At 69.9% G+C, this 22,268-nt stretch carries 20 protein-coding genes and 2 pseudogenes; 18 read left to right on the top strand and 4 right to left on the bottom strand.

The features are described from left to right. The first annotated feature begins 119 nt into the window (after nt 1–119). Nucleotides 120–1,087: pseudogene (locus ATK36_RS08580) on the top strand (aldo/keto reductase). Next, a complete protein-coding gene (locus ATK36_RS08575) occupies nt 1,084–1,914 on the top strand; it encodes an amidohydrolase family protein (RefSeq protein WP_098510783.1) in 831 nt (276 codons plus the stop codon). Before ATK36_RS08580 ends, ATK36_RS08575 begins: the two are co-directional and overlap by 4 nt. Nucleotides 1,915–1,917: 3 nt before the next feature. On the opposite strand, the gene shbA is transcribed toward ATK36_RS08575, so the two are convergent. Together shbA and ATK36_RS08565 are read right to left on the bottom strand one after the other, a co-directional pair. Beyond that, nucleotides 1,918–2,604: an RNA polymerase sigma factor ShbA gene (gene shbA / locus ATK36_RS08570; RefSeq protein ID WP_170069665.1), complete on the bottom strand. Its 687-nt coding sequence runs from the start codon at nt 2,602–2,604 to the stop codon at nt 1,918–1,920. Nucleotides 2,605–3,477: 873 nt separating this feature from the next. After that, the gene (locus ATK36_RS08565; protein ID WP_098510782.1) at nt 3,478–3,936 is read right to left on the bottom strand and encodes a GtrA family protein; all 459 of its coding nucleotides are present in this window, start codon (nt 3,934–3,936) and stop codon (nt 3,478–3,480) included. Between the two features lie 146 nt (nt 3,937–4,082). On the opposite strand from ATK36_RS08565, the gene ATK36_RS32095 reads away from it, so the two are divergent. Then, nucleotides 4,083–4,253: a hypothetical protein gene (locus tag ATK36_RS32095; RefSeq protein WP_170069664.1), complete on the top strand. Its 171-nt coding sequence runs from the start codon at nt 4,083–4,085 to the stop codon at nt 4,251–4,253. A 144-nt stretch (nt 4,254–4,397) separates the two neighbouring features. Next, the gene (locus ATK36_RS08560; protein WP_098510781.1) at nt 4,398–4,700 is read left to right on the top strand and encodes a HesB/IscA family protein; all 303 of its coding nucleotides are present in this window, start codon (nt 4,398–4,400) and stop codon (nt 4,698–4,700) included. A gap of 583 nt (nt 4,701–5,283) precedes the next feature. Here ATK36_RS08560 and ATK36_RS08555 read toward each other — a convergent pair. Both ATK36_RS08555 and ATK36_RS08550 read right to left on the bottom strand, forming a co-directional pair. Beyond that, nucleotides 5,284–6,408, bottom strand: coding sequence for a glycerate kinase (locus ATK36_RS08555; RefSeq protein WP_098510780.1), 1,125 nt, complete (start codon nt 6,406–6,408; stop codon nt 5,284–5,286). Continuing rightward, nucleotides 6,405–7,352 carry a 2-hydroxyacid dehydrogenase gene (locus ATK36_RS08550; RefSeq protein WP_098510779.1) on the bottom strand — a complete coding sequence of 316 codons (948 nt, stop codon included), beginning with the start codon at nt 7,350–7,352 and terminating at the stop codon, nt 6,405–6,407. Before ATK36_RS08550 ends, ATK36_RS08555 begins: the two co-directional genes overlap by 4 nt. A gap of 550 nt (nt 7,353–7,902) precedes the next feature. On the opposite strand from ATK36_RS08550, the gene ATK36_RS08545 reads away from it, so the two are divergent. The 14 genes and pseudogenes from ATK36_RS08545 to ATK36_RS08480 all read left to right on the top strand — a co-directional run. Further along, nucleotides 7,903–8,712, top strand: coding sequence for a CoA transferase subunit A (locus ATK36_RS08545; protein ID WP_098510778.1), 810 nt, complete (start codon nt 7,903–7,905; stop codon nt 8,710–8,712). Continuing rightward, entirely contained in the window at nt 8,709–9,464 is a 756-nt protein-coding gene (locus ATK36_RS08540; RefSeq protein WP_098510777.1) for a CoA-transferase subunit beta, read from the top strand. Before ATK36_RS08545 ends, ATK36_RS08540 begins: the two co-directional genes overlap by 4 nt. Further along, nucleotides 9,461–10,642 (top strand): thiolase family protein, encoded by a 1,182-nt coding sequence (locus ATK36_RS08535; protein ID WP_098510776.1) that lies wholly within the window; start codon nt 9,461–9,463, stop codon nt 10,640–10,642. Before ATK36_RS08540 ends, ATK36_RS08535 begins: the two co-directional genes overlap by 4 nt. A 351-nt stretch (nt 10,643–10,993) precedes the next feature. Next, nucleotides 10,994–11,152: a hypothetical protein gene (locus tag ATK36_RS32090; RefSeq protein ID WP_170069663.1), complete on the top strand. Its 159-nt coding sequence runs from the start codon at nt 10,994–10,996 to the stop codon at nt 11,150–11,152. A 10-nt stretch (nt 11,153–11,162) separates the two neighbouring features. Then, complete coding sequence (locus ATK36_RS08525) at nt 11,163–11,969, top strand: IclR family transcriptional regulator domain-containing protein (RefSeq protein ID WP_098510774.1); 807 nt, start codon at nt 11,163–11,165, stop codon at nt 11,967–11,969. Between the two features lie 14 nt (nt 11,970–11,983). Next, nucleotides 11,984–12,580 (top strand): nucleotidyltransferase family protein, encoded by a 597-nt coding sequence (locus tag ATK36_RS08520; RefSeq protein WP_098510773.1) that lies wholly within the window; start codon nt 11,984–11,986, stop codon nt 12,578–12,580. Nucleotides 12,581–12,960: 380 nt separating this feature from the next. Beyond that, nucleotides 12,961–13,839, top strand: coding sequence for an AAA family ATPase (locus ATK36_RS08515; protein ID WP_098510772.1), 879 nt, complete (start codon nt 12,961–12,963; stop codon nt 13,837–13,839). A gap of 871 nt (nt 13,840–14,710) precedes the next feature. Further along, a complete protein-coding gene (locus ATK36_RS08510; protein ID WP_098510771.1) occupies nt 14,711–15,826 on the top strand; it encodes a vWA domain-containing protein in 1,116 nt (371 codons plus the stop codon). After that, the gene (locus ATK36_RS08505; protein ID WP_098510770.1) at nt 15,819–16,931 is read left to right on the top strand and encodes an XdhC family protein; all 1,113 of its coding nucleotides are present in this window, start codon (nt 15,819–15,821) and stop codon (nt 16,929–16,931) included. Before ATK36_RS08510 ends, ATK36_RS08505 begins: the two co-directional genes overlap by 8 nt. 388 nt (nt 16,932–17,319) lie before the next feature. After that, on the top strand, nt 17,320–17,835 hold the full coding sequence (locus ATK36_RS08500; protein WP_098510769.1) for a (2Fe-2S)-binding protein: 516 nt from the start codon (nt 17,320–17,322) through the stop codon (nt 17,833–17,835). Then, nucleotides 17,835–20,225 carry a xanthine dehydrogenase family protein molybdopterin-binding subunit gene (locus ATK36_RS08495; protein WP_098510768.1) on the top strand — a complete coding sequence of 797 codons (2,391 nt, stop codon included), beginning with the start codon at nt 17,835–17,837 and terminating at the stop codon, nt 20,223–20,225. The genes ATK36_RS08500 and ATK36_RS08495 overlap by 1 nt, the downstream gene beginning before the upstream one ends. After that, a complete protein-coding gene (locus tag ATK36_RS08490; RefSeq protein WP_098510767.1) occupies nt 20,222–21,073 on the top strand; it encodes an FAD binding domain-containing protein in 852 nt (283 codons plus the stop codon). The genes ATK36_RS08495 and ATK36_RS08490 overlap by 4 nt, the downstream gene beginning before the upstream one ends. A gap of 75 nt (nt 21,074–21,148) precedes the next feature. Then, nucleotides 21,149–21,952, top strand: coding sequence for an SRPBCC family protein (locus tag ATK36_RS08485; RefSeq protein WP_098510766.1), 804 nt, complete (start codon nt 21,149–21,151; stop codon nt 21,950–21,952). A gap of 55 nt (nt 21,953–22,007) precedes the next feature. After that, a pseudogene (locus tag ATK36_RS08480) lies at nt 22,008–22,232 on the top strand (hypothetical protein); the annotation flags it as partial. Nucleotides 22,233–22,268: the final 36 nt, after the last annotated feature.

The raw sequence follows: 22,268 nt of genomic DNA, 5'->3' as shown, positions 1-22,268 counted from the left end.
CGGTGTACTGCGCACAGCGTGCCACGTAACTCGTCAAGAGGACCAATGACTCGTCGCCCGGCTCTGCACCGCATCCCGGCCAGAACCGCCGCCTCCGGAGGGGAACCGCCGGTGGGGGAGTGAGCATGGACCTTTCTCCGCTGGGACTCGGCGGCGCGCAGCTGGGCAACCTCTATCACGCGATGTCCGGCGAAACGGCCGAAGCGACCGTTCGCCGGGCGTGGGACGAGGGCATCCGCTACTTCGACACCGCCCCGCACTACGGGCTCGGGTTGTCCGAACGGCGGCTCGGCGCCGCGCTGGCGGCGTACCCGCGAGACGAGTTCGTGGTGTCTACCAAGGTCGGCCGGGTGCTCGAACCCCAGGCCGCCGAGCCGGGAGAACGTGACGACCAGGGCTTCGACGTGCCCGCGACCTACCGCCGCGGCTGGGACTTCAGCCGTGACGGCGTGCTGCGGTCGCTGGCGGACAGCCTGACCCGGCTCGGTCTCGACCGTGTGGACCTGGTCTACGTGCACGATCCCGACGACCACTTCACCGAAGCGGCCGAGGATGCCTTCCCGGCGTTGCTGGAGTTGCGGGACCAGGGCGTGGTGCAGGCGATCGGTGCGGGCATAAACCAGGCACCGATGCTGAGCGAGTTCGTGCGCCGGTTCGACCTCGATCACGTGCTCATGGCCGGTCGCTACACCTTGCTCAATCAGCCGGCGCTGGACGAGCTGCTGCCGCTGTGCCTCGAACGCGGCGTCGGCGTGGTGGCAGGCGGGGCGTTCAACGCCGGTATTCTGGCCACCGCGGAACCGGGCCGGATCTACGATTACGCCACCGCTCCGGTGGATCTGGTGTGGAAGCGCAGGAGATAGCGGAGGTCTGCGCGCGTCACGGCGTCGAGCTGCCGGACGCGGCGCTCGCGCTGCCGCGGACGCATCCGGCCGTGACGTCCGTCGTCGTCGGCGCACACGCGCCGGACCAGGTGGCGCTCAACGTCCGCCGGGCCGCCGCGAAGATCCCGGCCGGGCTGTGGCACGACCTCGTGGACGCCGGCCTGGTGCGAGCCGGTGTCCTGGCCGCTGGAGGCAGGCCGTGATCGATGCGCACCACCACCTGTGGGACCCGGCCCGCCGCGCGTACCCGTGGCTGGCCGGTGACCTGATGGCCCCTATTCGCAAACCGTACACAGTGGACGATCTGCGCCGGGTGACCACGGCCGCCGGGGTGCACGCGACGGTCCTCGTACAGACGGTTCCGGACGAGGCCGAGACGGAGGAGTTCCTGGCTGTCGCGGCGGCGGAGCCACTCGTCGCGGGCGTCGTCGGCTGGTTGGACCTGATCGCGCCGGACATCGCCGACCGGCTCGCGCGGCTGCGCGAACTCGGCCCGCTCGTCGGCATCCGCCACCAGGTGGAGAACGAGCCGGACCCGGAATGGCTGCTACGGCCCGAAGTCCTGCGTGGGCTGGCCGCGGTCGGGGCCGCCGGGCTGGTCTACGACCTGCTCGCCGCTCCGGCGCAGCTCGTCGCCGCCCGGCAGGTGGCGCATCGGCTGCCGGAGCTGACCCTGGTGCTCGACCACGCGGCGAAGCCCCGGATCGCGGCGGGGGAGTTGCAGCCGTGGGCGGATGGCGTGGCCGGGCTGGCCGCGCACGAGAACGCGCACTGCAAATTGTCCGGGCTGGTCACCGAGGCCGATTGGCACGAATGGCAGGTGGGGCACCTGCGCCGCTATGCCGGGCACGTGTTCGCCGCCTTCGGCGCGCAGCGGGTGATGTTCGGCGGTGACTGGCCGGTGTGCGAACTGGCCGCGGCCTACGAGGTCGTGGTGGACGCCGCGCTTTCGCTCACCGGCCCGCTCAGCGATCCGGAGCGGCTGGCGGTGTTCGAACACACCGCGGCGCGCGTGTACCGGCTGGGGTGAGCCTCAGAATTCCTGGCCCTGGATCATTTCGCGGAGCTTGCTCAGCGCACGATGCTGGGTGACGCGCACATTGCCCGCGGAGATACCGAGCGTCTCCGCGGTCTCGTTCGCGCTCAGCCCGACGATGATGCGCAGCGCGAGGATCTCCTGCTGCACCGGGGCGAGCTTGGTGAGCAGCTCCTGCAAGCGGCTGCCGAGATCGACTTGCAGTACGCGCATTTCCGGCTCGTTGCCCGACAGCGGGCGTTCGGGCAGCTCAGCGACCGGGTCGGACCGGTCGCGGGCGAGCACCCGGTAGGCGTCGGCGACCTTGTTCGCCGCGATCGCGTGCACCAGGTACAGGAAGGAGCCGCCGCGGTCCTGGTAATCGGGCAGAGCCTTGAGCACGGCCATGCAGACGTCCTGCGCCACGTCGTCGGCGGAGAGGTAGGACAGGTCGCGCCCGCCCATCCGGGCCCGGCAGTAGCGGGCCACCACCGGGCGGAGCACGTGCAGCAGCTGCCCGATCGCCAGCTGATCACCCCGGCCGGCGGCGCGCACGAGCGGGTCGAGGTCCTCCTTGGTCAGCCGTCCGCCACCGCGAGGCAGCTGCTCGGGCTGCACATATCCCGTGACGGTGTGCTCCGTGGGCGCTCCGGTAATCCCGGTTTCCGCTGTGTCGGACGGCTTCGTGGTTGTCGGTGCGGTCATGGTCGTCTCCCCGGCGACCCGGCGACCGTCGCAGTCTTGGGGTCAACACTCTGTGATGTTGCGGTCGCGGCTCCCCCGATCGGCGGGGGTAGATCCGCGTCCGTTGCGACGCTGTGTAACCCTAGGCGGCTCATCCCGGACCGTCCATCTTTCAACTACGAATACCCCGTTAGCAGCAACAGTCTTGATGTAATTGAGACCCAGCGACGCGGCGGGCGAATCCTGGGTCGCGGAATGTACCGAACGAAGGGCGGTATAAGTACGGAGGGTTACATCGTGGTGGCGCGACGGAGAGTGTCCGCCGCGGCCGGACGAGTGGGCCGGGTTCGGGGTGTGTGGCAGGCGTGATCGGCCTGCCGGTCGCGCCGTGAGCGGAAGGTGACGGGCCGGGTGAACGGTGGCGGGGGTCCGGATTCATCCGATGAGCGGCCGTGGTCACGCTGATCGCGGCTGTTCGCCTGCAGGATCTCGCCGCGGGAGTACCGGCAAAACCGGCACGGAGGTGCAGGCGCGCCAACCCGGCTTTCCCGCGGCGGTCGCCCCGGGGAAGTGATCATGGGAGCGCGAATCCGGCCGAGGGCGCTCGAGACGGATGTGCGTCGCTCCACTGTCCGGATTGGACAACCGGAGGTGGGACGCGGACCTACGCATTTCGGGCGGTGCGGTCCGCGACACCGTGCTCCGCATCGACCGGCTACTTCGCGCCGGACCGCGACCCCCATGAGCGGCTGCGACGCGCCGCCTCGTCGCAGTGAAGATCAAGATCGGTATCCCTCGCGGGGTCGATCCGTGCGGCTGGGTGCCGACCCCAGTGTCGAAGTCGCCGTGCGTGACCTGTCCCTGACGGAGTGTACTGTGGACACGGCCGGATGATCAGTCCTTTGTGGCCTCTCCGCGATCGAAGACCCACCAGCGGAGGACGGCGAATCGCAGGATGCCGCCCACGACACTCGCGGTCAGGAGCGTGCCGGTCTGTTGCCAGGCGGTCGGGTGATCGACCAGTCCGTCGAGCAAGGCCAGCGCTATCGAACCGTAGCCGACGTAGAAGGCGAACGTCGCGAGATCCTGCAGATGCCGCTTGCCGGCGCGGCTGGTGCGCCCGGCGAAGGTGACGCGGCGGTGAAATTCGGTGTTACCCACCGTAGTGAGGGCGATCGCGACCAGATTCGCCCACTGTGCGCCGAATTCCGGCCGCAGCAGGAGGAAGAGTACGGCCTGCAGCCCGGTGGTGATCCCGCCGGCGGCGAGGTACCACGCCGCGTGCCCGCCGAGTTCGCGGTGCTGCCCGTCGGTGAGCTGCGGCCGCCGGGGCGCCCACCTCGTGGTGGTCATGAGTGCGACGCTACCTGCAGTTCACAAACTTGTGAACCTGATGAACCCTCGGGCCACCTGTGATACGAGCGACAGCAGATCACCCCGTTTCACCTTGCTGCGTCGCGGGTAGCCCCCTTCGGACACTGTGGACGCCAGGAGGGCTCATGAACGATCGGCATCCCGCCGAGGGCCGCGAGCCCGGTCCCGGGGTGGCCGCGAACGGGCGGCAGGCCAGAGGTTCGGGATACCCCGGATCCGGCCCGGGAAGCCGGTCGGATCCGGCAGGCAGCACCATCACGGACGCGATCCGTTCGGCGATGAACCGCCGTGCCTGACTCCGCCGGTCGCGGCGATTCGCTGTGACTGGCACCACTGCTATCCGGGTACCGGTCCGCTCACGCTGCGCCACCGCCCGGGCGACCCTAGCGTGAACCACCATCAGACATCGCATCCGACCGCGACGAAGGGAAAGGCCGAAGATGCTGACCGTCACCGAAGCCGCCGCCGAGGCGATCTCCGCGCTGACTGCCCAGCAGGGCGCAGAGAGCGGCGACAGCGGACTGCGGTTCGCACTCCAGAGCATGGAAGGCGAAGGCGCGCAGCTGGCGTTGTCCGTCGCCCCGTCCCCCGAAGACGGCGACCGCGTCGTCGGCACCGACGGCGGTGCCAAGGTCTTCCTGGAACCGCAGGCCGCCGCACTGCTCGACGACAAGGTGCTCGACGTCCAGCAGGACGAGACCGGCGACGTCGCGTTCGCCGTGCTGCCACAGCAGTCCGCCTGAGCGGATTTCTTTCGGACGCTTGCCGCCCAGGGTTTGCCTTGGGCGGCAAGGACCTGCGTGTCCCGGAGTTGTACGGCTGCCGTTGGCCGATGAGGGCGGTGGGCGCCGCTTGGGGGTGTCGGTGTGGTTCAGGACGGGCGCAACCGCGGCGGACGCGCCGTGGGTACGGGCGTGGTTGCGGGTGCGGCTTGGGTCAGGCGGGCGCAACTTGGGCCAGGCGGGTGCGGCTTTGGCCAGGCGGGCGCGGTTTGGTACATGGGCGGGGCTTGAGGCGGGCGGGCGCGACCGAGGACGGGGCCGTGCACAACGCAGGCGGGCGGGCGCAACCGAGGACGGGGCGGGCGCAACGCGTCTCCAGACCTGGCTGGCGAGCCCGACCCCTCTGGTGAGCTGCGAGTCGGCCGGTCCGACAGACCATGCGGCCCGCCCGACCGCGTGGGTTCACGGCCCACCGATTACCTGCGAACCTGGCCCGATCGACTACCTGTAAACCTGGCCCGACCGCCGAGCCACCGATCACGCGCGGGTGGCGTCCCGGCGGTCCGTGGCCACCCCTGGCCGCCCATCGTCCACAAAGGACGACTCACCTCGCGGCCCATTCCCGGACCAGCACCTCCGCCCTGGCGCGCAGCAGCTCGGCGGCGTGCGTGCGCGCGTGGCCGAGTGACGGTGCGTGGTCGATCAGTGCGCTGCTGCCCACCACGCCCAGCCCGGCCAGCGCCGCGGCATCCAGCTGGATCCGGCCGGCCAGTATCAGCAGCGATGCGCCTGCCCGCCCCGCCCGTGCGGCGATTCCTGCCGGGGCCTTGCCGGACAACGACTGTTCGTCCAGCGAACCCTCGCCGGTGATGACCAGGTCCGCGCCGCCCAGCGCCGCGTCCACCCCGGTGAGCGACGCGATCAGATCGAAGCCCGACTCGACGTTCGCCCCCAGCCCCGCGACCGCGCCGCCGGCGATTCCACCGCCCGCGCCGGCGCCGGGAACGGTCGAGATGTCTCGCGCGCCGGCCTTCACCAGGGCCTTGGCCCACTGCGTCAGCGCGGCGTCCAGCCTCGCGACATCATCTCGGCCCGCGCCCTTCTGCGGGCCGAAGATCGTGGCCGCGCCGTTCGGGCCGAGCAGGGGATTGGTCACGTCGGTCGCCACGGCCACCGGCACCTCGCCCAGCCGCGCCCGCGCCGGCGCCAGGTCCACCTGGGCGACTCGGGCCAGCGCTCTGCCGCCGAGGTCTACTGGCGCGCCGGACGAGTCGAGCACTCCGGCACCCAGCGCGGCCAGCATGCCCGCTCCGCCGTCCGTGCTCGCCGTCCCGCCGACCGTCAGCACGAGCCTGCGCGCATCGCGGTCCAGCGCGTGGGCCAGCAACTCGCCGACACCCCAGGTGTGCGCGGTGAGCGCGACCTCCGGGCTCGGTGTCACGAACTCGATGCCGCACGCTCGCGCCGATTCGATGTACGCCGCGCCGTCGAGCAGCACATAACGCGCTTCGACTTGCTCGGCGAGCGGCCCCCGAACCGGCAGCTGTACCCATGTGCCGCCCGCGTTTTCCAGGATCTCCAACGTTCCTTCGCCGCCGTCGGCGACGGGGCAGGTGGTGATGTCCGCGTCCGGCAGCGCATCCCGCACGCCCAGCGCGATCGCCTCGGCGACCTCGATTGCGGTGAGGCTCCCCTTGAACTTGTCCGGCGCGATCACGACGCGGGTCACGGCGTTACCTTCGTCAGCGGCTCCGCCCCGGCGAGCACCGAAGCGACATTGCGCGCGGCCAGCACCGCCATCGCGGTGCGGGTCTCCGCGGTCGCCGACCCCAGGTGCGGGGTCAGCACCACGTCCTCCCGGCTGAGCAGCCGCGGTTCGACGTCCGGCTCCGCCTCGAACACGTCCAGCGCGGCACCGGCGATCTCCCCGGCTTCCAGCGCGTCGGCCAGCGCTGACTCGTCGACGACCGGACCGCGCGTGGTGTTCACCAGGTACGCCCCGGGTTTCATGGCTCGTAGCGCGGTCGCGTCGATGAGATGCCGGGTGTCCTGGGTGAGCGGGCAGTGCAGGGAAACGATGTCCGCGCGCGCCAGCAGCTCCTCGAACGGCACGAACTCCCCGGGAAAGTCCGGTTTCCGTGACCGTCCTGAGTAGACGATCCGCATCCCGAACGCGGCCGCCCGCGCGGCCACCGCCCGCCCGATCTGCCCAGGCCCGACGATGCCGAGCGTCCTGCCTTGCAACCCGGAGCCCAGGAGGAACCCGAGGTGGAACGACCACGGCCGTTCCGCTCGGACGAGCCGTTCTCCTTCCCCGAGCCGCCGCGTGATCGCCAGCAGCAACCCGAACGTGAGGTCGGCGGTGGCCTCCGTGAGCACACCCGGCGTGTTGGTCACCACGACATCACGCCCGGCCAACGCGGCAACGTCGACGTTGTCGTACCCCACCGCGACGTTTGCGACCACACGCAATCCGTCCCCTGCCGCGTCCACGACCGGCCCGTCGACCCGATCGTGCAGCATCGACACCACCGCGGACGACCCCGCCACGAACTCCCGCAACTCCTCCGGCGTCAGCGGCCGATCAACCGGCGAAACCACGACCTCGCCGACCGTCCGGAGCACCTCCAGAGCCTCGTCCGGAATCCATCGAGTGACGGCGATCTTCGGCATGGCGAGCAGCCTAATGCCGACGATCCCGCGTCGGCGAGGCTCCACACCGGCCCCGGAACAGCACAGCCACCCCACCTCCGCGATACGCCCACGCCCGGTAGCACTTCACGCCGGACAACGGTGAATTCCGCATTGCGACCCTGCCTTTCCGCCTGTCGTGCACCCTGACATTTCCTGCCGCCGAGCAGTGATACGGAGGTCTCCTCCGGCCTCACCTGGCGTTTCGTTGCCGTCACCCGTGATGAAGAGCGGTATCGCCCATTCCGCACCATCGCCTTGCGTTCGCGAGCCGCGTCGCAGCCGCTCCCAGGTACCCACGCCGATCAACAGCCTCAGCACCACCTCCACTCATATACACCGCGCCACGATCGCCAGAGACATCACCGAATGCAGCCGCCGCCCCGCTCACCTCACTCTGCTGCTCACTCCGCTTGGTCTCACCTCTTTCTCCCTTTCCCCGTCGGCCGCCCCGTGCTATGTTCTCAATCAGAACGTCTGTGCGCTATGCGAACAGACTACCGCAGAGAAGACTTCAAGGGAAGGGCTGGAGATGGCACGGGTGCTGTCGCTCGGCGAGGCGATCGCCGAGCTGGTGCACGACGGGGACACTGTCGCGCTCGAGGGGTTCACGCACCTCATCCCGGTCGCGGCCGGTCACGAGATCATCCGGCAGTGCCGCACGGGTCTCACCCTGATACGGATGACCCCGGACATCGTCTACGACCAGCTCATCGGCGCTGGATGCGCGAGCAAGCTGATCTTCTCCTGGGGTGGCAACCCGGGAGTCGGCTCGTTGCACCGCTTTCGCGACGCCGTACAGCACTCCTGGCCAGTGCCCCTGGAAATCGAAGAACACAGTCACGCGGGGATGGCCAATCGCTACGTCGCCGGTGCGTCGGGGCTGCCGTTCGCCGTGCTGCGCGGGTACACCGGCACCGACTTGCCCGCGCAGACCGACACGATCAAGCCGATCACCTGCCCGTTCACCGGGGAGCGGCTCACCGCGGTGCCTGCGCTGAACCCGGATGTCGCGATCGTGCACGCCCAGCGCGCCGACCGGATGGGCAACGTGCAGTTGTGGGGGATCGCCGGGATCCAGAAGGAAGCCGTGCTCGCGGCGAAGCAGTCGCTGGTCACCGTGGAGGAGATCGTCGACGAGCTGGAACCACGGCCGGGGGCCCTCGTGCTGCCCGGCTGGGCGGTGACCGCCGTCGCTGAGGTGCCGGGCGGCGCCAGGCCGTCCTACGCGGCCGGCTATTACGAGCGCGACAACGCTGCCTACCAGGCGTGGGACGTCATCGGGCGGGACCGCGAGGAATTCGCCCGCTGGCTGGCCGGGCTGACCGGGGTGAAGGCATGAACGAGTACACTGCCGACGAGATGATGAGCGTGGCTGCGGCCCGCGCGCTCGGTGAGGGCATGTCCTGCTTCGTCGGCATCGGGCTGCCCAGTACCGCCGCGAATCTCGCACGCCGCACGCATGCGCCGAACCTCGCGTTGATCTACGAATCCGGTTGTCTCGGCGCGAAACCCGCGCGCTTGCCGTTGTCGATCGGTGACGGCGAGCTGGCCGAGACCGCCGATGCGGTGGTGAGTGTGCCCGAAGTGTTCAACTACTGGCTCCAGCCGGGCCGGATCGATGTCGGTTTCCTCGGCGCTGCGCAGCTGGACAGGTTCGGCAACCTCAACACCACGGTGATCGGCGCCGACTACCACAATCCGAAGGTGCGCCTGCCCGGAGCGGGTGGGGCGCCGGAGATCGCGGCCTCCTGCAAGAAGGTGTTCGTGGTGCTGCGGCAGAACCCCAGAACGTTCGTGGAGAAGGTCGACTTCGTCACGTCATTCGGCCACGGCACCGGGCGTGGCGACCGGGAGCGGCTCGGCCTGCGCGGGGCGGGGCCGACCCTCGTGATCACCGACCTCGGGCTGTTGCGGCCCGATCCGGAGACCGCCGAGCTGACGCTCACCGAACTGCATCCGGGGATCGAGCCGGCGGAAGTCATCGAGGCCACTGGGTGGACCTTGAAAGTGGCCGAGAACCTGAGCACCACCCCCGCACCCGCCGAAGGTGAACTGTCCCTGCTCCGTGCACTGAAGAAGGCTGGCGAATGAGCGACGTCTACCTGTTCGACGCGATCCGTACGCCGTTCGGCCGCCACGGCGGCGCACTGGCGAAGACCCGGCCCGACGACCTGGCCGCCGGGCTGTTGCGCACCCTCGCTCAGCGCAACGACCTCGACCCCGGCACTGTCGATGAGGTGCTGCTCGGCGACGCGAACGGGGCGGGTGAGGACAACCGCAACGTCGCGCGGATGGCCACGCTGCTCGCCGGCTGGCCGACTTCGGTGCCGGCCGCGACGGTCAACCGGCTGTGTGCGTCCGGGCTCGACGCGGTCCTGCACGCGAGCCGGACCATCCAGGTCGGTGACGCCTCGCTGATCGCCGCCGGCGGAGTCGAGTCGATGAGCCGCGCGCCATTGGTGATGGCCAAGCCGGACAAGGCTTTTCCGGCCGCCAACCAGACGTTGTACAACTCTGCGCTCGGGTGGCGCATGGTCAACCCGGCGATGCCCGCGGAGTACGTGATCTCCAATGGCGAGGCCACCGAATACCTCGCCGGGCGCTACGGCATCGGCCGCGACGAGCAAGACGAGTTCTCCGTGCGCAGTCACCGCAACGCGGCCCGCTCCTGGGACGAAGGGTTCTACGCCGACCACGTGGTGCCGGTCGAGGGCACAGAGCTGGACCGGGACGAAGGCATCCGGCCCGATTCCACGACGGAGAAGCTGGCCAAGCTCAAACCTGCCTTCCAAGCCGAGGGCGGCACGGTGACCGCAGGCAACTCGTCGCCACTCAGTGACGGGGCGTCCATGCTGTTGCTGGGTGACGAGGCGGCCGGGCGGCGGCTGGGCCGGGATCCGCTGGCCCGGATCGCCGGCCGGGGCGCGGCCGGGGTCGATCCGAACCTCTTCGGCATCGGGCCGGTACGAGCCGCGGAACTCGCGCTCGAACGGGCCGGGATCAGGTGGGGCGACGTGGCGGCGCTGGAACTCAACGAGGCGTTCGCCGCGCAATCCCTCGCCTGCCTGCGGGAGTGGAAGGAACTCGACCCCGCGCTGGTAAACGTGCACGGCGGCGCGATCGCGATCGGGCATCCGCTCGCGGCGTCGGGTGGCCGGATTCTCGGCACGCTCGCCCGGCAGCTGCGCCGCACCGGTGGACGGTGGGGAGTTGCGGCGATCTGTATCGGCGTCGGTCAGGGTCTCGCGGTCGTCCTCGAGAACGTCTGAGAAGGGAGGACGACCGGCCGCACGGGGTGGCAGCGCAGAAGACGGAGGCACGGCAGCCCAGAAGAAGAAAATGGCAGTGGGAGTCGGGCTATTTCGACTGGCTGACTCCCGAACCGATCACGGAGGTTGAATGGACAGAGACCGGCACGAGGCGGGTATGCGTGTTCGCTGCGAGGTGCTGGGTGTGGACTACAGGGTGCGTGCGGTGGCGGAGGCTACCGAGTTCGGCAGTCGGTCCCGGAGAACCTCACCGAGGTGGGCTTCGGGTGAGTAGGGATGCGCGGCGAGCTGGATGCGTGGACTCTCGGCTGAAGTGTGCTCTCCGTGTTGCGCTATCACGAAGGGCTGGTGATGAGAGGTCACGCGGTGCGCTGCGACGGGATTACTGCGGACGAGGTCGGTGAAGGTCTGCTGTGCACCGTTGTGCCGGCGGTCGGCGGAGCCTGGGCGATCATGCTGCGGACCAGCGCCGAGCTGGGAGAAGCCGCGGCCTGGCGACCGGCCGGATAAGGTTCGGGGCATGGATTCCGAGGAGCCGGCCGAACGCGGCGCACACCACGTGCAGTCGCTGGAACGTGGGCTATCGGTGATCAAGGCGTTCAGCGCCGAGGCGCCGCATCGCACGCTCAGCGACGTCGCCCGCGTCACCGGGCTGACTCGCGCAGCCGCGCGGCGCTTCCTGCTCACGCTCGTCGACCTCGGTTACGTGCGCACGGACGGCAAGTACTTCTCGCTCACGGCGCGGGTGCTGGAGCTGGGGTACGCGTTCCTGTCCAGCCTGAGCCTTGCCGACGTGGCGCAACCACATCTGGAGCGGCTTTCGGCGCAGGTGCACGAATCCAGCTCGGTGTCCGTGCTGGAGGTCCCGGACATCGTGTATGTCGCCCGCGTCGCGGTGTCGCGGATCATGACGGTGAGTATCAATGTCGGCACCCGGTTTCCGGCCTACGCGACGTCGATGGGGCACGTGCTGCTCGCCGACATGACGCCGGTCGAGCTGGAAGCCTTCCTGATCGTCACCGATTTCGAGCGGCTCACCGAGAACACCCTGGCCGACCGCGAATCGCTGAACGCCGAGCTGGCCGTCGTCGCCCGTCAAGGGTGGGCCATGGTCGACCAGGAACTCGAGGAAGGACTGCGCTCGGTCGCCGCCCCGATCCGGGACAGCAGAGGACGGGCGGTGGCCGCGATCAACATCTCCACGCACGCCAGCCGTACCTCTGCGGAGACCGCGCGGAACGACCTCGTGCCCCCGTTGCTGGCCACCGCTGCCGCCATCTCGGCCGACCTGCGGCTGACCGCTTCATCCCAGGCCGCACATGGCTGAGATCCAGGCAGCGTATGGCTGAACCGGTCACCGGGCTGCTCCTCGCCGCCGGTGCGGGGCGGCGGTTCGGCAAGCCGAAGGCGCTCGTCGAGTTCGAAGGTGAAGCGCTGGTGCAGCGAGCCGTCCGCACGCTCGCCGAAGCCGGGTGCGAACCCGTGCGGGTGGTGGTCGGGGCGGCCGCGGGCGAGGTCCGTCGGCTGCTGCCGGACCATCTCGAAGTCATCGAGGCGACCCGATGGCGCGAGGGGATGGGGGAATCGCTCGCTGCCGGTCTCGAGCACTTGATCGACCGGGAGGCGCGCGCTGTCGCCGTGCTGGTGCACCTGGTCGACCTGCCGTGGGTGCCGCCTGCCGCGCTTCGGCGGGTGCTCGCCGGAGCGGGGGAGGCCGCGGTGGCTCGCGCTGCGTACGACGGGGTGCCCGGCCACCCGGTCCTGTTCGGCCGCCGCTGGTGGCTGGAGATCGCCGCTGCGGCGACCGGTGACCGTGGTGCGCGCGACTGGCTCAAGCCCCGCACCGACGTACGCCTCGTCGAATGCGGCGACCTGGGCACCGGGCGCGACGTGGACCGCCCGGCAGACCTCGAACGGCCTGGCGCCGCAGAGGACTGATTGCCACCCGCCACCGACCTGGGTATCCGGAGCACCACACCCCAGACGATCAACAGCTTATGGAGGACTGACCGGGTCCGTGTCGGTGTCTGGGACGGGGTCTCGTCCGGGCTCGTTCCGGCTGGTCTGGTTGGGCATTGAGGGTGCATGGCTGGGCGGGGTGGGGTTGGGGTGGGCCGAGTCGGGTTGGGGTGGCGCGCCGGTTCTCGCGCCGAGCCGGGGCCGTCGATGCGCGGCCGGACGAAGCGCGGCAACATCAGCGCCCGGCCGGTCAGCATGGGGGCCGCACGTTAGCAGCCGGAGAACCCAAGTCCCCGGCGCTCGGGGGTGGCCGGGCTTGAAACAGCGGCAGGATCCCGTCCGGCCCTACGATCGACGGCGTGACCGCCTCTCCTGCCTCGCCTGAGGAACTGATCGCCGCGCTGGACGGTGTGGGATATCTCGCCGACGAAGGGGTGGCGACGGCCGGGTTTCTGGCGTTGCGGATGCGGCGGCCGTTGTTTTGCGAGGGGGAGCCGGGGACCGGTAAGACCTCGTTGGCGCTCGCGTTGGCCGAGGGGCTCGGGTTGCCGTTGGTCCGGTTGCAGTGTCACGAGGGGATCGACGCTGCGCAGGCGTTGTACGAATGGGATTTTCCGCGCCAGCTGCTCCACCTGCGGGCGCTTGAAGCGGCCGAGGGCGGGCGGCTGGACGCGGACACCGCGGAGCGGTCGCTCTACACCGAGCGGTTCCTGCTGGCCCGGCCGTTGCTGCAGGCGCTGACCAGCGCGCCGTGCGTACTGCTGGTGGACGAGATCGACCGCGCGGACGACGAGTTCGAGGCATTCCTCCTGCAGTTGCTTGACGAATACGCAGTCACGATTCCCGAGTACGGCGAGATCCGTGCCGAGCAACCCCCGCTGGTGGTGCTCACTTCGAACCGCACGCGCGAGGTGCACGACGCGCTCAAACGCCGGTGCCTCTACCACTGGCTGGAGCATCCCGACCTGCCTCGCGAGATCCGGATCCTGCGCCGCCGGGTGCCGGGGCTCGGGGAGACGCTCGCCCGGCAGGTCGCCGAGGCGGTGCACCGGCTCCGCGATCTGGAACTGCTGAAACCGCCCGGGACCGCCGAATCGCTCGACTGGGCGCGGGCATTGCTGGCGCTGGACCGCGACGAACTGGACGCGGCAACGGCGGCGCGCACGCTCGGCGCGGTGCTCAAGTACAGCGAAGACCTGGATCGGGTACGGGCCAAACTGGACGTTCTGTTTGCCTGAACCGGCGGAAAACGCGTTGACCCGGGTCCGGCGGCTCGGTCATGCTGGACGTGCCCGCAAGCCTGGAGAAATCCCTTCGCCATCCGTTCCTGCCGGAATCGCCGGCAGGGCAAGCACGCTCTTCGCGCCCACCCGGGGGTTCCCGGGTCCGGCCGCCGTGAGGAGCAACTGGTCCGCGCCGCCGTTTCCGCACGGGAACGGTGGCGCGGACCCTTTTTTCACCACCATCCGGAGCGCAGGCCAGCGACACGGGGTCCGGCGGTACCGCGGACCGGTGACGCCGCGGCCGGGGTAGGGCAACCTCGGGACGCGGCAGACCGGCGGCAGCGCGGAGCGCGGGCGCAGCGGACCCGGGGTACGGCAGCCCAGAGACACGGCATGCCAGGACACCGCAGACCGGCGGCACTGCAGATCAGACCGGCGGCTGACCCGACCGGCGGCACTGCAGATCAGACCGGCGGCTGACCCGACCGGTGGCTGACCCGACCGGTGGCAGATCAGGCCGGCGGCAGATTAGTCTCCGTTCTCCCTGGCGGGCGGCCCGTTCCGGGCTGAAAATGGGTGGTGGTTGCCCGCTGACGTCGTTGTTCTCTGTCTCGGTGGAGGTCGTGGATTAGTCGGGCGCTGGGAGCCGCGTCGTGGGCCCTTCAGTGTTGCTTCGAGCACGCGGACTAGACCCGACCGGCGGCAGACCAGACCGGTCAGATCAGACTGGCAGCAGACCGGTGGCACAGCAAACCCGCCGACCGCAGACCCGACCAGCGGCAACCCGCCGACCGTAGACCAGACTGGCAGCAGACCCGACCAGCAGCAGACCCGGCCGGCAACAGACCAGCCCCGCGGCGCGGCGAATCCGGGACACAATGGAGGCATGGACACCGAACGGGCGGATCCGCTCGCGGGGTTCGCCGGGTTCGCGGCGGCCCTGCGTGTGGCGGGGGTGGCCGTCGACGCGCGTCGGGTGCAGGCCTACCTTGCCGCGGTCGGGCAGGTTGATCTTGCGCAGCCGACGCAGGTGTACTGGGCCGGGCGGCTGACGTTGTGTGCCGATCCGGACGATCTGCCGCGGTACGAGGAGGCGTTCGCGCGGTGGTTCGCCGTCGACGAAGGGCAGCCGAAACAGGATGGGGCGCCGGTGCCGAGGCGTGCACGGATCGCGCCGCTCGTGTCCGGTGGGGACGGGGAGACGGAGGGCTCGGGCGCCGAAGAGCAGCTGCGGGTGGCTGCGAGTGACCATGAAGTCTTGCGCCACCGCGATCTTGCCGAACTCAGCAAAGCCGAGCGTGAGCATTTGCGGGAGCTTCTTGTCACTCTGCGGCCGGAGTTGCCCCGGCGTCGTGCGGCTCGTCGCGTACCTGCGCATCGTGGGCGGCTTGATGCGTCGCGCACGCTGCGGGCGATGCTTGCCGACGGTGGTGAGCCTGTTCGTCTCGCGTATCAGCGTCGTGGCACGCGGCAGCGGCGTGTGGTGTTGTTGATCGACGTTTCTGGTTCTATGAGTCCGTACGCGGATTCCCTGCTGCGCTTCGCGCACGTACTCACCAGAGCAGCGCCGGCAGCGGTCGAAGTGTTTACGTTGGGTACTCGGATGACCCGGGTATCGCGACAGTTGCGTCAGCGCGATCCGGAGCTGGCCATGCTCGCGGCCGGTAGTGCAGTGCCCGATTTCGCCGGCGGTACGCGCCTTGGCGAGACGCTGCGCGTCTTTCTCGACCGGTGGGGACAGCGTGGCGTCGCGCGCCGCGCGGTGGTCGCCGTATTCTCCGACGGCTGGGAGCGGGGCGACGTACGGCTGCTGTCGGATCAGCTCGGCAGGTTACGCCGCCTCGCGCACGCCGTATTCTGGGTGAATCCCCATGCGGGGAAGGAGGGCTACGCGCCGGTCCAGTCCGGTATCGTCGCCGCCCTTCCCCATATCGATCGGTTACTGGCCGGGCACAGCCTGGCGACGTTGGAACGACTGCTTCGGGAGATGGCCGATGCGTGACGTACTCGACGACGTGTATCGCCGCTGGCAGGCAGGAGAAACCGTCGGCCTCGGGACGGTGGTGGCCACGTTCTCGTCGGCGCCGCGTGCGCCCGGCGCTTCGATGGTGGTCGCGCCGGACGGCACGGTGGCCGGCAGCGTGTCCGGTGGTTGTGTCGAAGGCGCGGTGTACGAGCTGGCGCAGGAAGTGGTCGCCGAGCGAAAGCCGGTGCTGCAGCGTTACGGCGTCACCGACGACGACGCCTTCGCGGTCGGGTTGACGTGCGGCGGCATCATCGACGTCTTCGTCGAGCCGGTGGACCGCGCATCGATGCCGGAGCTGGGCCAGGTGGTCGCATCGGTGCGCGCGGGTGAGCCGGTCGCGGTGGTCACCGTGATCGAGCACGAATCGGCCGGGCTGGTCGGCGAGCGCCTGATCGTCTGGCCGGACCGGGTCGAAGGCTCGCTCGGTTCGTCCAGGATGGACGACGCGGTCTCGGACGACGCGCGCGGCCTGCTCGCGTCGGGGCGCACCGGGACGCTGCATTACGGTCCGGACGGTCAGCGCCGCGGCGAAGGCATGGCGGTGTTCGTGAACTCGTTCGAACCGCCGCCGCGGTTGCTCGTGTTCGGTGCGATCGACTTCGCCGCCGCGATGGCCCGCATGGGTGCCTACCTGGGTTACCAGGTGACGGTGTGCGACGCGCGTCCGGTTTTCGCTACGAGCAGCCGTTTCCCGGATGCGCACGAGGTCGTGGTCGATTGGCCGCACCGCTATCTGACGGCCGAGGCCGAAGCGGGCCGGGTCGACGCGCGCACCGCGATCGCGGTGCTCACCCACGACCCGAAGTTCGACGTGCCGCTGCTGGAAGTGGCGCTGCGGCTGAAGGTCGGTTACGTCGGCGCGATGGGCTCGCGCAAAACCCACGACGATCGGTTCGCCCGGCTGCGCGAAGCAGGCGTCACCGAGTCCGAATTGGAGCGGTTGTCCTCGCCGATCGGCCTCGACCTCGGCGCGCGCACACCGGAGGAGACCGCGGTGTCCATTGCCGCGGAGATCATCGCGCTGCGCTGGAGCGGCACCGGGCGCAGGCTGGCCGCGTTGAACGGGCGTATCCACAGCTGAGACGGGCTGTCCATGCGGGAGTGGCTTGCGGAGCCAAAGAGCCGCCATCGGAGGCCGCGTCCGCCGTTGACGGGTTGCCCTCGGGACACACGGCCGACGGGCAGCGTCCATAGTTGACGGATTGCCACGCGGGCGTCGTGGCCCGCGTCCGGCGGGCTGCCGGGGCGGAAAAATCACCCATCCGAAGTGCCGCATCTGCGGCGTCCTGCCCAGATTGTCGGCGCAGATGCGGAATCGGCTTCGCGGCGGGGGACATCAGGACTTGTCCGCGCGCGGATGGAGTAGCAGGCTCGGATGTGAGGCCGATCACCATCGCGCCTGGCCGTTCCCGAACCGGCCCGCCGGCGTTGCCGAGACCTGGCGGGCATTCGCTCTTGGAGGCCTTCTGATGCGCATCACCGTCACCGTCGACGGCTCGAAGTACACCGACGACGTAGAGCCGCGCATGCTTCTCGTCCACTATCTGCGGGAGCGAGCCGGAAAGGTGGGCACCGTCGTCGGCTGCGACACCAGCAACTGCGGCGCCTGCACGGTGCACCTGGACGGGCACAGCGTGAAGTCCTGTTCGGTCCTCGCGGTGCAGGCCGACGGCTGCGAGGTCACCACCGTCGAAGGGCTCGCCCGGGACGGCCGGCTGCATCCGGTCCAGCAGGCGTTCCACGACAATCACGCGCTGCAGTGCGGATTCTGTACGCCGGGCATGATCATGCAATCGATCGATCTGCTGGCGGACAACCCGGATCCGGACGAACAGGCGATCCGCGAAGGGCTCGAAGGCAATCTCTGCCGCTGCACGGGCTACCAGAACATCGTGCGGGCGGTCCGGGACGCGGCGGACCACATGAGCCCGGGCGCCGGTCCCGAGGCCGAACAGATCAAGCACGTCGGCGTGGGTGGTGAATGATGACCGCGACCGTGGAACCCGAGGTCGGCAAGGCCCGCCGCCGCAAGGAGGACGAACGGCTGATCACCGGCCGCACGCGCTGGACCGACAACATCGCGTTGCCCGGCATGCTGCACCTGGCCGTACTCCGCAGCCCGCTGGCGCACGCGCGGATCACGTCCATCGACCCGTCCGCGGCAAAGGAACTCCCGGGCGTGATCGCCGTCTACACCGCGGCCGATCTCGATCCCGAGGGCAGCATCGGCATGCCGTGCGCGTGGCCGGTCACCCCGGACATGGCTGCGCCGCGGCGTCCGGTGCTCGCCGCCGAGCGGGTGAACTTCGCCGGGGAGGGCGTGGCCGTGGTGGTCGCCCGGTCCGCCGCCGAGGCGCACGACGCGCTCGAAGCGATCGAGGTCGACTACGACGAGCTGCCGCCGGTGCTGGACATGGAGGCGGCGCTGGCCGAGGGCGCGCCGCTCGTGCACGAGGAGCTGGGCAGCAACAAGAACGCGGTCTGGGTCTTCGATTCGGCCGGCGCGGGCACCGGCGGGGACGTCGAACAGGCGCTCTCGTCCTCGGAAATCGTGCTGAAGCGCCGGTTCCGCCAGCAGCGGCTGGTGCCCGCGTTCATGGAGCCGCGGGCGTGCGTGGTCGATCCGACCGGACCCCAGCTCACCCTGTGGTCGGCCACCCAGGTGCCGCATATCCTGCGGGTGATGGCCGCGCTGACGCTCGGCATCCCGGAGCACAAGCTGCGCGTGATCGCCCCGGACGTGGGCGGCGGGTTCGGCGGCAAGATCGCCGTGCTGCCCGAGGAGATGATGGCGCTGCTCATCGCGGGCAAGCTCGGGAAACCGGTGAAGTGGAACGAATCCCGGTCCGAGACGATGCTCGCCGCGCACCACGGGCGGGACCAGATCCAGGACATCACCGTGTCCGCGAACGCCGACGGCACGCTCACTGGGCTGAAGGTCGAGCTGCTGGCCAACCTCGGCGCCTACAACGGACTGGTCGGGCCGGGCGTGCCGATCCTCGGCGCGTTCATGTTCAACGCCATCTACAAGATCCCGGCCTATCACTTCGCCTGCACCAACGTGTTCACCACGACCACGCTCACCGACGCCTACCGCGGCGCCGGACGGCCGGAGGCGACCTTCGCGATCGAGCGGATCATCGACGAGCTGGCCGACGAGCTGGGCATGGATCCGCTGGAACTGCGGGAAAAGAACTGGATCCGGCACGAGGAGTTCCCGTACACCACGGTGGCCGGGCTGACCTACGACTCCGGCAACTACGAGGCGGCCACGGCGAAGGCGAAGGAGCTGTTCGGCTATGACGCGCTGCGCCGGGAGCAGGCAGAGCGGCGCGCGGCGAACGACCCGGTGCAGCTGGGCATCGGGGTCTCGACGTTCACCGAGATGTGCGGGCTGGCGCCCTCGCGGGTGCTCGGTTCGCTCGACTACGGGGCAGGCGGCTGGGAGTACGCCTCACTGCGGATGCTGCCCACCGGCAAGGTCGAGGTCACCACCGGCGCTTCGGCGCACGGGCAGGGGCACGAGACCGCGTGGAGCCAGATCGTCGCCGATCAGCTGGGCGTGCCGTTCGAGGACGTCGAGGTGCTGCACGGGGACACCCAGTCCGCGCACAAGGGCATGGACACCTACGGCTCCCGGTCGCTGGTGGTCGGCGGGATCGCGATCGTCAAGGCCGCGGAGAAGGTCGTCGCCAAAGCCCGGCCGATCGCCGCACACCTGCTGGAATGCGCGGAGGACGACCTGGAGTTCACCGGCGGCAGGTTCGTGGTGAAGGGCACCGAATCGGCTACCACGATCCAGGACATCGCGCTCGCGGTGTTCGCCGCGCACAATCTGCCGGACGGCGTCGAACCCTCACTGGATTCGGACGCGACCTTCGATCCGGAAAATTTCTCGTTCCCCCATGGTACACACCTGTGCGCGGCCGAGGTGGACACCGAGACCGGCCGGGTTTCGCTGCGCTCGTACGTGTGCGTGGACGACATCGGCAAGGTGATCAACCCCCTGATCGTGGAAGGCCAGGTGCACGGCGGGCTCGCGCAGGGCATCGCGCAGGCGTTGTACGAGGAGGCCGTGCACGACGAGAGCGGCACGCTGACCACCGGCACCTTCGCCGACTACCTGCTGCCTTCGGCGGCGGACCTGCCGTCGTTCACCACGGCGCGCACCGAGACGCCGTCGACCACGAATCCCTTGGGTGCCAAGGGGGTTGGTGAAGCGGGCACGATCGCGTCCACGCCCGCGGTGGTCAACGCCGTGGTCGACGCGGTGCGGCAGTTCGGCGTCGACGACATCGAAATGCCACTCTCGCCGATGCGCGTGTGGCGCGCTGTGCAGTCCGGTGCCGCTTCGAACGACGGAGGTGCCCAGTGATCCCGGCCCCGTTCGACTACGTCGCTCCGTCCAGTGTGGACGAAGCAGTGCAGGCGCTCGCCGCGGCGGGTGAGGACGCGAAGGTGCTGGCCGGCGGGCAGAGCCTGTTGCCGGTGCTGCGGATGCGGCTCGCCGCACCGTCCACAGTGGTCGATCTGGGGCGGATCGCCGAGCTGCGGGGCGTGCGCGAGGAAGGTGACACGCTGGTGGTCGGTGCGATGACCACGCACTACGACGTGCAGCGCGATCCGCTGGTCGCCGAGCACGCGGCGCTGGTCAAGGAGGCCACGGACACCGTCGCCGATCCGCAGGTGCGCCACCGCGGCACGTTCGGCGGGTCGATCGCGCACGCGGATCCGGCGGGTGACCTGCTGGCCCCGGTCCTGGCGCTGGACAGTGCCCTGGTGATCGCCGGGCCGGGCGGACGGCGGACGATGCCCGCCGCGGAGTTCTTCCAGGACTACTTCACCACGGCGCTGGCCCCGGACGAGCTGCTCGTCGAGGTCCGGCTGCCCAAGCACACCGGCTGGCGGGCACACTACGAAAAGTTCAACCGGGTGGCGCAAGCCTGGTCGATGTGCGCGGTGGCGGCGACGGTGCGCACCGAGGGCGGCGTGATCGAGGAGGCCCGGATCGCGCTCACCAACATGGGTGCAACACCGGTTCGGGCGACGGCGGTGGAACGGGCGCTGCTCGGCGCTCCGGCGAACGCGGAAACGATCCGGGCGGCCGCCGCACACGCTGCTGAGGGCACCAGTCCGGCCCCGGACGGCAACTCCGATGTCGCCTACCGGCAGCACCTCGCCCGGGTCCTCACTGGACGGGCGATCACCGCCGCCGTCGGCTGATCCGGTGGCGGCTGGGGCGTCGCGTCGTATGGTGGAGGGATCTGCCCGGCGTAGCGCAGGAGAGGAGGTCGGCCCGTGCGGCTCGACCACGAATTCACCGTGCCCGCCCCGTTCGAGGAGGTCTGGCAGGCCGTCCTCGATCCCGCGCGGGTCGCGCCGTGTCTGCCCGGTGCCTCCCTGACCAAGGTGGAGGGGGATTCCTTCGCCGGTACGGTGAAGGTGAAGATGGGGCCGATCTCGTTGCTGTACAAAGGGAACGGCGAGTATCAGGAGAAGGACGAAGTGGCCGGCAAGGTGGTCATCAAGGCCTCCGGCAAGGATTCTCGCGGCGCCGGCACGGCGGCGGCCACGGTGACGTTGACCCTGACCGGGCAGCCCGGCGGTGGCACGCACGGGGCGGTCGCCACCGAACTGGCCATCACCGGGCGGCCGGCGCAGTTCGGCCGCGGCATGATCTCGGAGGTGGGCGGGCGGATTCTGGATGCGTTCGCGGTGAATCTGGCCCGGTCGCTGGCGGAGGCTTCGGAGGCGACGGCGACGGGCGGGGTCGGTGTGACTGGCGGGGCTGGTAGGGCAGCAGAGGCCGGCGGTGCGGCTGGGAGCGCCGGTGTGGGCGGGGCTGGTGATGATCGTGTGGGTGAGTCCGGTTCCGGTACGGAGGCCGGCGCTGCCGGTGCCGATGGGGCCGGTGGGTCGGGCTCCGCGGGAAAGCCTCGGTTGCGCAGCGTCCCCGCGGGTGGCGCGATCGGTGAAGGGGAACCGATCGATCTGCTCGACTACGCGGGCCGGTCCGTGGTCAAACGGGTGATCCCGGTTGTCGGGAGCGCGGTGGTGCTGGCCGTGGTGCTGGCGATCGTTCGCTGGGTACGGCGCCGCTGAACGCTGTCGTTGGACGCTGTCGTTGGACGCTGTCGCTGAACGCTGTCGCTGAACGCTGTCGCCGCTGCACCTGCGTACGCGGGGCGGCGGTATCCGGCTCGACGGCACGCGGGTGCTCGCCGAACCGCGGCTGCACCTGGTCGGGTACGGCCCCTCGGCGAGCACCATCGGCGCCAATCGCGCCGGTCGTGCCGCGGTGCACGAAATCCGGCGGCTGCTGGGGAAGTACTGTGCCGATCATTACCAATCCGACCACAGTCACGGCCTCATGGCTTCGTAGCAACGGTTACGTGCCGGGTGGGGGTCGGCCTGCTTT

Source organism: Amycolatopsis sulphurea (assembly GCF_002564045.1).
Lineage (GTDB): Bacteria > Actinomycetota > Actinomycetes > Mycobacteriales > Pseudonocardiaceae > Amycolatopsis > Amycolatopsis sulphurea.
Note: the sequence above shows the minus strand (reverse complement) of the source record. Positions and strands in the feature narration are given on the sequence as shown.

Bases quoted from the DNA above. Each gene is read 5' to 3' on its own strand.
- shbA (WP_170069665.1), bottom strand. From the start codon at position 2,604: ATGACCGCACCGACAACCACGAAGCCGTCCGACACAGCGGAAACCGGG.
- ATK36_RS08565 (WP_098510782.1), bottom strand. From the start codon at position 3,936: ATGACCACCACGAGGTGGGCGCCCCGGCGGCCGCAGCTCACCGACGGG.
- ATK36_RS32095 (WP_170069664.1), top strand. From the start codon at position 4,083: ATGAACGATCGGCATCCCGCCGAGGGCCGCGAGCCCGGTCCCGGGGTG.
- ATK36_RS08560 (WP_098510781.1), top strand. From the start codon at position 4,398: ATGCTGACCGTCACCGAAGCCGCCGCCGAGGCGATCTCCGCGCTGACT.
- ATK36_RS08550 (WP_098510779.1), bottom strand. From the start codon at position 7,352: ATGCCGAAGATCGCCGTCACTCGATGGATTCCGGACGAGGCTCTGGAG.
- ATK36_RS08545 (WP_098510778.1), top strand. From the start codon at position 7,903: ATGGCACGGGTGCTGTCGCTCGGCGAGGCGATCGCCGAGCTGGTGCAC.
- ATK36_RS08540 (WP_098510777.1), top strand. From the start codon at position 8,709: ATGAACGAGTACACTGCCGACGAGATGATGAGCGTGGCTGCGGCCCGC.
- ATK36_RS08535 (WP_098510776.1), top strand. From the start codon at position 9,461: ATGAGCGACGTCTACCTGTTCGACGCGATCCGTACGCCGTTCGGCCGC.
- ATK36_RS32090 (WP_170069663.1), top strand. From the start codon at position 10,994: ATGAGAGGTCACGCGGTGCGCTGCGACGGGATTACTGCGGACGAGGTC.
- ATK36_RS08525 (WP_098510774.1), top strand. From the start codon at position 11,163: ATGGATTCCGAGGAGCCGGCCGAACGCGGCGCACACCACGTGCAGTCG.
- ATK36_RS08520 (WP_098510773.1), top strand. From the start codon at position 11,984: ATGGCTGAACCGGTCACCGGGCTGCTCCTCGCCGCCGGTGCGGGGCGG.
- ATK36_RS08510 (WP_098510771.1), top strand. From the start codon at position 14,711: ATGGACACCGAACGGGCGGATCCGCTCGCGGGGTTCGCCGGGTTCGCG.
- ATK36_RS08505 (WP_098510770.1), top strand. From the start codon at position 15,819: ATGCGTGACGTACTCGACGACGTGTATCGCCGCTGGCAGGCAGGAGAA.
- ATK36_RS08500 (WP_098510769.1), top strand. From the start codon at position 17,320: ATGCGCATCACCGTCACCGTCGACGGCTCGAAGTACACCGACGACGTA.
- ATK36_RS08495 (WP_098510768.1), top strand. From the start codon at position 17,835: ATGACCGCGACCGTGGAACCCGAGGTCGGCAAGGCCCGCCGCCGCAAG.